Below are 8,019 nucleotides of genomic sequence, written 5' to 3' on the forward strand. Positions count from 1 at the left end.
GCGGTACGCAGACTGCCCCGCACGCCCTGATCCACCCGGATCAGGGCGTGTTTTTCATGGCTCCTGGTCAGGCAACGTGCCGAACTGCAAGCGCGGAACTGCTGCCAGCAACCGGCGCGTGAGGTCCTGGCGCGGCGCATGCAGCACGGCGTCGGCCTGCCCCAGTTCGATGATGCGTCCGCCATCCATGACGGCGATCCGGTCTGCCAGGTATTCGACCACGCCGAAATTGTGCGTAATGAACAGGTAGGCGATACCGAGTTCGTCCTGAAGTTCGCGCAGCAGGTCCAGAATCTGGGCCTGGACGGAAACGTCGAGCGCCGACGTGGGTTCGTCGCAGATCAGCACTTTGGGTTCAACCGCCAACGCCCGGGCAATCGCAATGCGCTGGCGTTGGCCGCCGGAAAATTCGTGCGGATAGCGCGTCAGCGTATCGACAGGCAGGCCCACCCGCTCGATCAGTTGCGCCGCGTGCGCCGCGCGCGCTTCTCTGCCCATGCCTCGGCGCAGAGAGGCCAAGCCCTCGTCCAGGATGTCGCCCACGCGCATGCGCGGATCCAGCGACGCATAGGGATCCTGGAACACGATCTGGAGGTCCTGACGCAAGTTGCGTAACGTGCGGCGGTCGGCCGACAGCGCATCCTTGCCCTGCAACATCGCCCGGCCGGAAATTCGCGCGCCCTCGATCAGGCGCAGCAGCGCCTTGCCTGTCGTCGTTTTGCCGCAACCGGATTCGCCCAGCAGCGCCAGCGTTTCGCCCGCACGCAGAGAGAACGTCACGCCGTCGACGGCCTTGACCCAGGACACGATCCGGCGCAACGGGCCTTTGCGGACGGGGTAATGCACTTTCAGGTCTTGAACGTCCAGCACGACCTCGCCGGCCTGGCGCGCCGCGCGCGGGCCTGCCGGGATGCCGGCTTCGCGCGCGATCGCTTGCCGGCGCTGTGCGGTCAGCGGAATGCCGCGCTTTTCGAATGTAGGAATGGCCTCGAACAATTGACGGGCATAGGGATGCTTGGGCGCGTGAAAGAACGCGTCGGCGCTGGCGCTTTCAACGATTTCTCCGCCGCGCATGAGCGCCACGTGATGCGCCACGTTCTTCACCACCGCAAGATCGTGCGTGATGAGCAGCACGGCCATGCCCATCTCGCGCTGGATGTCCGCCAGCAGATCCAGGACTTGCGCCTGCACCGTGACGTCAAGCGCGGTGGTGGGTTCGTCCGCGATCAGCAGCAGCGGCTCGGCCGCCAACGCGATGGCGATCATGACGCGCTGCTTCTGCCCGCCCGAGAATTGGAACGGGTAGTCGTCCACCCGCCGCTCGGGTTCGGGAATGCCCACCCGCCGCAGCCAATCCACCGCGCGGGCGCGGGCGGCAGCACCGCGCAAGGGCGTGTGCGCCGTCAACGTTTCGATGATCTGGTCGCCCACCCGCATGACCGGATTCAGGCTGGTGGACGGTTCCTGGAAAATGATGCCGATCCGCCCGCCACGCACGCCGCGCATGGCGCTTTCCGGCAGGCGGTTGAGGTCTTCGCCGTCCAGCGCAATCTGCCCGCCGACGATACGGCCGGCGTCGGGCAACAGGCGCAGCAACGCCAGCGCCGTCATGCTCTTGCCGCATCCGGATTCACCGACCAGCGCAAAGGTCTGCCGTTGGGAGATGGCCAGCTGCAGACGCTTGACCGCGTGCGTCATGCCGCTTTCGCCGGCGATGTCCACGTCAAGACCGTGCACCTCGAGCAAAGGCGTGTCGCGGCTCATGGCGCTTCTCCGGATTTGGACGGACGCGGGCCGGCGGCCAGCGCCGGACGGCGGCCCAGAAAACCGCCCAGGCGCGCCAGGCGGCTAGGCTTGTAGCGGCGCGTGCGCGGATCGAACGCGTCGCGCACGGCATCGGCGAACAGGTTGGCCGCCAGCACCAGCGCCAGCATGAAAATGAAAGCGGTCATCAGGCTCCACCAGATCATGGGATCGCGCGACATTTCCAGCCGGGCGCCATTGATCATGGAGCCAAAGGAATTCATGCTGGGATCCACACCGATGCCCAGGTAGGACAGCACGGCCTCATAGAGCACCAGACCCGAAAATTCCAGCACCACGGTGATCAGCACCAGGTGCGCCACGTTGGGCAGCAGGTGGCGCGTCATGATGCGCCAGTGCGATACGCCGAACGCGCGCGCCGCCTGCACGTATTCCAGTTCGCGCAGCTTGAGCGTTTCCGCGCGCAACAGGCGGCACAAACCGGCCCAGCCGGTCAGGCCGAGGATCATGCAAAGCAGGAACAGTCGTAGATCCGCGCGAGCCACCGACGTGTCGAACAGATCGGAATGGTTATCGATGTAGACCTGCATCATCAGCGCGCAGGCCGCCACCAGCAACACGCCGGGAATCGAGGTGATGGTGGTGTACAGGTATTGGATCGCATCGTCGACCTTGCCCTTGAAGTAACCCGCCGCGATGCCGAAAATGATGGCGGGCGGCAGCATGGCAATGGTGGTCAGGCTACCGATCACCAACGCGGTGCGGATGCTTTTAAGCGCTTGCCACAGCACGTCGTTACCGATGCGGTCGGTACCCAGCGCGTGATAACCGCTGGACAGCCCGGCCAGCGCGCCGGCCGCCAGACACAGCAACGTGAACGTGACCGTCATCGCGCGCCAGGGGATATCCGATTGGCCGCCCAGCAATTGGCTGGCCGCCTCGGATGCCGATCCGGCGTGCCGCGCCAGGCACGCGTACAAAATGGCCGCCGCCAGCAGCGCCACGCCGAGTCCGGCGGCCAGGCCGATCGCCAGACGCCTGAGGACATCGCCCGTGTGTTCTTTTTCGACGTCGGCCAGATGCGTGGCGGCGCCGCGCAAGCGCGGGTAGTCGCGCACCGGCTTGCCGTCCACCACCATGGTTTCCTTGAGGAACAGGTTCGCCGCCAGCGGCTGCGAATAATTCTTCTCGGGGCGGGTCAGTACCGTGTCCGACAGCAGGCCGTCCAATGCCGATTTGACGACGGGCGCGTAGACCGGCGGCGCCCCGGCGGCAGCGCCCGGCACGGGCGGAAGCAGCGGACGGTAATGCACGGAGTCCAGCAGGCCCACCAGGGTGAACGCGACCAGTACCACGGCCGAACACATGGCCGGCGTATCGCGGGCCACGCGCCCCCAGGTCGCGCGCAAGTTGGGACTGCGGCGCACGCGCCATACGTAGGCCAGCGCGCTAAGCGCCATCAGCCACAGCGCGACATCGGTCCACAAGAAGACGATCTTTGGCATGGCGGCTACTCGAAACGGACGCGGGGATCAGCCAGCGTGTAGGAAATATCGGCCAGGATCAGCCCCACGATGTAGAGGGCGGCGCCCAGGAACACCATGGCGCGCACGACGGAAAAGTCCTGTGCGTTGATGGCGTCGATGGTGTAGCTGCCCAGGCCCGGAATGCCGAAGAACGATTCCGCGATCAGGCTGCCCATGAACAGCAGCGGCAAGGCGGCGACCGTGCTGGTCAGGATGGGCAGCATGGCGTTGCGCAGCACGTGCCGGAACAGCACCACGCGTTCCGCCAGCCCCTTGGCGCGTGCGGTGCGCACGTAGTCCTTGCCGATTTCTTCCAGGAACAAGGTGCGGTAGAAGCGCGCTTCGGGCCCCAGGCGGGAGACGATCGCGACCAGCACCGGCAGCGCCAGGAACTTGACGACGTCGAGCCCCCCCGCAAAGCCCGAGAACGGCACAAGGCGCATGAGCTTGGCGAAGACCCATTGGCCCGCGATGATGTAGAACAGGCTGGAAATCGACAGCAGCAGCACGCACGCCACCACGCCCCAGAAATCCAGCCGTGTCGCCCGGAAATACACCAGCGTCAACGAGAAGACGATGCTGACGAAAAGTCCCAGAATGAAGGTGGGCACCGCCAGCGCCAGGCTGGGCCCCATCCGGGTCTTGATCTCGCGGCCGATATCGCGGCCGCTGTCGGACGCGCCAAACTCCATCACCAGCAAGGGCACGGAACGCTGGTAGAAGACGGTATCGGTCAGTTGGGCCGCCCCTTGCGCCCGGGCGTTGAAGAACAGCGGCTTGTCGTAGCCGCGCTCGACCTTCCATTTTTCCACCGCGTCCTGGCTGGCGCGCTGCCCGCCGATGGCCAGGCGCGCCATGTCGTCGGGCGTGTTGACCGCGAAGAACAGGATGAAGGTAAAGAGGTTCACGCCGATCAGAATCAGCACGCCATACAGCAGCCGGCGGATTACATAGCCGATCATGATTGATGCTCCTTGCGTACGCCCGGTCCGAAGGCCGTCTGGCGCTCGCGGCGCTTGAGCGCGACGTAGGACGGCCAGATCGCCAACGCCAGCAGCAGCACCAACAAGCCGATGGGCCACCAGCGGGGGAAGTTCCATTCGTCGATCTTCTGCTGCCGCAAGGCGGGATCGAGCTTCAGGTATTGAAGCGTGTTGCGCACCATCTGCGTGGGCTTGGCGTTACCGACCCATTGCTGGTAGGCACCGCCCGACATCGGGAAGAAGCCGAACATCCAGGGCGCGTCGCGCTGCACGATGTCGACCATCCTGGCGATCAGCTTTTCTTTTTCCGGGCCGTCGTCCAGGAATTTCATTTGCTCGAACAGCTTGTTGAATTCGGGGCTGTCGTAGTTGGCCGCGTTTTCGCCGCCGCCTTTGGCCTTGGCATTGGGGCCGTACAGCAGGAACAGGAAATTCTCGGCGTCGGGATAGTCGGCGTTCCACCCCCAATAGAAAATCTGCGCCGCGCCGCGCGTCATCTTGTCCTGGAAGCGGTTGTAATCGGTCGAGCGCAGGTCCAGTTGCACGCCGATCTTGCTCATCTGGCGGCGCATCCAGTCGAACTGCGGATTCGACCCGCCGCCCTGCATCGCGTCGTAGTACAGCACCAGCGGCGCCCCGGTCTTGGCGTTTCGGCCATCGGGGTAGCCGGCTTCGGCCAGCAGGCGGCGGGCAACGTCGACGGACTTGCGCACGGGCTTGCCGTCGACCAGGTCATACACGACGGGGTTCACGCCTTCGGGCAGTTCGCGGTAACCCAGCACGCCCGGCGGCACCGGCCCTTGCGCCACGGATGCCTGGCTGTTCTCGAACACCGCCACGTATTCTTCCCAATCGAACACGATGCTGATGGCTTGGCGCAATTTGCGGTTCTTCTCCGCCTGCTCGGGCGTATCGCCCTTGCCCACCACCGGGTCCATCCAGTTGAAACCCATGTACCAGTTGGCGGTTTCGACAGTGGTGGGCAGCCGGATGCCGCGCTCGCGGTACTGCCTGGCCTTGTCCTGGCTGTCTCCGGCCGCGACCAGCATCGCCACGCCGTACTCGCCGCGCTCGATCTGCGGGGCGTCGTAATAGCCTTGCATGAATTTGCCAATCAGCGGGATGGCTTCCTTTTCCAGGCTGAACACGACCCGGTCGATGAAGGGCGTGGGCTTGCCGCAGTCGGCCAGCAAGCCGGCCGCCTTGTCCCCCGCCTCGCCGTCGCAAGGATAGGGTTCGCCATGGAAATTGGGATTACGCACCAGCACGTGGCGGCGGTTTGGCAGCGATTCGGCCAGCATGTAGGGGCCGGTGCCTACCGGCCAGGTGTTTAGCGACAGGTCGTGCGAGGCCATGCCCGGCTGATTGTAGAAACGGTCGGCCTCCCAGGGGATGGGCGCCGTGAACGTCATGGCCAGCCAATACTTGAACTGGGGATACTTGCCGTTGACGCGGATGCGCAGCGTGTGCGGGTCAAGCGCCTGGACGCCAGTGAAGCCGTCCGCTTCGCGCAAGTCCAGCCAGGGTGGCGTGCTGCCGCCGGGCAGGTCGCGCCGCATGTCGCGGTCGCGCTGGCGCAGGCGGTCGCCGTAGTCCTTCATGCCCTGGATGTGGTCCGCCATCACCGAATAGACCGGCGACACCACCCGCGGGCTGGCCAGCCGGCGGAACGCGTAAACGTAATCGTCGGCGGTAAGTTCGCGCGTGCCGGTGCGCGGAAAATCGGGAATATAGAACTTGTCGTCGAGCTCGCCGTCGGCCAGCGGGAAATAGTCGTAGCTGCCGTCGGTCTTGCGGGCAAAGGCCGGGTGCGGCTGAAAGCGCACGCCAGGACGGATCTTGATGTCGTAGATGCTTTCAGCGATCTGTGCGCCGGGCGCATCGGCGGGCAGCGTATTGCCCTGGGCGTCGAGGTAGACCGGCGGCGCGATGGATTCGGCCGAGCGCGGCACCAGCTCGTAGGGACGCTTCAAGTAGTGATAGCCGTACAACGTCTCATAGATGTTGTAGGTATAAGGCGTTTCGTCGACGGAATAAGAGCTGGCCGGGTCCAGATACTTCGGCGAACGCTGCGTGAATGCGGAGTAGAACGTATTCTGGCCTTCCGCGCCGGATGGATACGGGCTGTTGATGGGGCTTTCTTGCGAGCAGCCCGCCACTGCCAGCAACAGCAGCGTGGCCGTCGCCCAGAGCCGCTTGAATGCACGCATGGAAACCTTCCCTTCAAATCGTTGCGACAGAGGATAGCAAACGCGGGACGGAGCCAATACCCAGGCATCCCCCTAGCGGCGCCCGACGGATCGCCGCCCGACGGTTCGCCGCCCGACGGAACGCCGCCCGACTCAGCCGCACTGGCGCTGGCGCCAGCAGTCGTAGCGCCATTTCCAGGGTTGCATGGCGCCTTGCTGCACCCACAGGCCGCGCCCGGCGGCCTTGGCCTGGCGTTGCAGGTCGGGCATGGCCTTGTCGCGCAGGTAGTCGCCTTTTCTGGCCGTGTAGGCCCAGGCATAGCCGGATTCCACTTGCACGCGATTGGCCGAACGGCCGTCTTCCAGGATCAGGGCGCACACGTCGCGGCCGTACTGGTCGCTCTCGTAGCACTGGGCCGTCAGGGTTTTGCCTGCCACCAGGCTGGCCAGGTTCTTGCGCGATGCCTCGGCATAGGGCTGCCCCGGCTGGTCGGCGCCATGGCCCTCTTCCGGCGCATCGATGCTATCCATGCGGATGCGCCGCTGGCCGTCCGGGGCGCGCAACGTGACGGTATCGCCGTCGGCCACGTTGACGACGGTGCCGGTCAGCGTGTAGCTGCCTTGGGGCACCCCGCCCGCCAGCGCAGGGCCCGACGGCGTGCGGGTCGGCGCCGGGGTCGATGCGCCGGACGCGGGCGGCCGAGCCTCGTCACGCCCGGACGGTTGCAGCCAGTTGACGATGGCGCCAGCCGCCGCGAGGATCACAGCGACGATCAGGGCGGTCAGCTTGCTGCCGCCGCGAAAGGAAGGTTTGCCACGCACTGGCCAGGCTCCGGATTGGAAACGCAGGAAGTGTGCCATACCCGGGGCGGCTCCGGCCGCCTGCCGTGCGGAAAACGACCGCCCGGCGCGATCGCCTTATCGCCTTACAGCCAACCCGATCTGCGAAAGCGCCAATACAAGACGGAACAGATCGACACGATGACGCCCAGGGTGACCGGATAACCCCAGGGCGACTTCAGTTCGGGCATGAACTCGAAGTTCATGCCGTAGATGCCGGCGATGGCCGTGGGCACGGCCAGGATGGCGGCCCAGGAGGCCAGTTTGCGGGTGGTGTCATTCTGCGCGGCCTGGCCGATCATCAGGCTGGCTTCAAACGCGAAGGCCAGCGACTCGCGCAAGGCGTTGAACAGTTCGTCCACACGCAGCACGCGGTCGGCGACTTCGCCAAAATAAGGACGCGCATGTTCGTCCACGGCCGACATCTCGACCCGGGCCAGACGGCGGCAGATCTCGGCCAACGGCGACACCACGGTGTGGATGCGCAGCAGGTCACGCCGCTGGCGATACAGCCTGCGGATATCGGAATCTTTGGCGCCTCGGATCAGCAGTTTCTGCTCGGCCCCTTCGACCACGCTTTCGATCTTTCCCGCAGCGGCCACATAGCGGTCGACCAGCCAGTCCAGCACCTCGGACGCCACGTAGTCGCTGCCGCGCTTGAGCAGGTCGGGCGCGGCCTCCAACCGTTCCCGCAAGGGGCTATGGGCCGCCGTGGCG

6 protein-coding genes are annotated in these 8,019 nt (G+C 65.5%); all 6 read right to left on the bottom strand.

Annotated features, from left to right (window positions below):
- Positions 1 to 54: 54 nt before the first annotated feature.
- Complete coding sequence (locus tag ACE039_RS16135) at positions 55 to 1,764, bottom strand: ABC transporter ATP-binding protein (RefSeq protein WP_485822811.1); 1,710 nt, start codon at positions 1,762 to 1,764, stop codon at positions 55 to 57.
- Entirely contained in the window at positions 1,761 to 3,269 is a 1,509-nt protein-coding gene (locus ACE039_RS16140; RefSeq protein ID WP_105556591.1) for an ABC transporter permease, read from the bottom strand. Before ACE039_RS16140 ends, ACE039_RS16135 begins: the two co-directional genes overlap by 4 nt.
- Before the next feature lie 5 nt (positions 3,270 to 3,274).
- Positions 3,275 to 4,252, bottom strand: coding sequence for an ABC transporter permease (locus ACE039_RS16145; RefSeq protein ID WP_105556592.1), 978 nt, complete (start codon positions 4,250 to 4,252; stop codon positions 3,275 to 3,277).
- Positions 4,249 to 6,483 carry an ABC transporter substrate-binding protein gene (locus ACE039_RS16150; protein ID WP_485822812.1) on the bottom strand — a complete coding sequence of 745 codons (2,235 nt, stop codon included), beginning with the start codon at positions 6,481 to 6,483 and terminating at the stop codon, positions 4,249 to 4,251. The genes ACE039_RS16145 and ACE039_RS16150 overlap by 4 nt, the downstream gene beginning before the upstream one ends.
- A gap of 132 nt (positions 6,484 to 6,615) precedes the next feature.
- Complete coding sequence (locus tag ACE039_RS16155; protein ID WP_448710723.1) at positions 6,616 to 7,284, bottom strand: thermonuclease family protein; 669 nt, start codon at positions 7,282 to 7,284, stop codon at positions 6,616 to 6,618.
- 104 nt (positions 7,285 to 7,388) lie between these two features.
- A partial coding sequence (locus ACE039_RS16160; protein ID WP_485822813.1) for a magnesium and cobalt transport protein CorA occupies positions 7,389 to 8,019 on the bottom strand: 631 nt, incomplete at its 5' end.

The sequence above is a fragment of the Achromobacter maghribensis genome (assembly GCF_057334215.1).

What these genes read in the sequence shown, in the direction of transcription:
- ACE039_RS16135 (WP_485822811.1), bottom strand. Translation starts at nt 1,764, where the DNA reads ATGAGCCGCGACACGCCTTTGCTCGAGGTGCACGGTCTTGACGTGGAC.
- ACE039_RS16140 (WP_105556591.1), bottom strand. Translation starts at nt 3,269, where the DNA reads ATGCCAAAGATCGTCTTCTTGTGGACCGATGTCGCGCTGTGGCTGATG.
- ACE039_RS16145 (WP_105556592.1), bottom strand. Translation starts at nt 4,252, where the DNA reads ATGATCGGCTATGTAATCCGCCGGCTGCTGTATGGCGTGCTGATTCTG.
- ACE039_RS16150 (WP_485822812.1), bottom strand. Translation starts at nt 6,483, where the DNA reads ATGCGTGCATTCAAGCGGCTCTGGGCGACGGCCACGCTGCTGTTGCTG.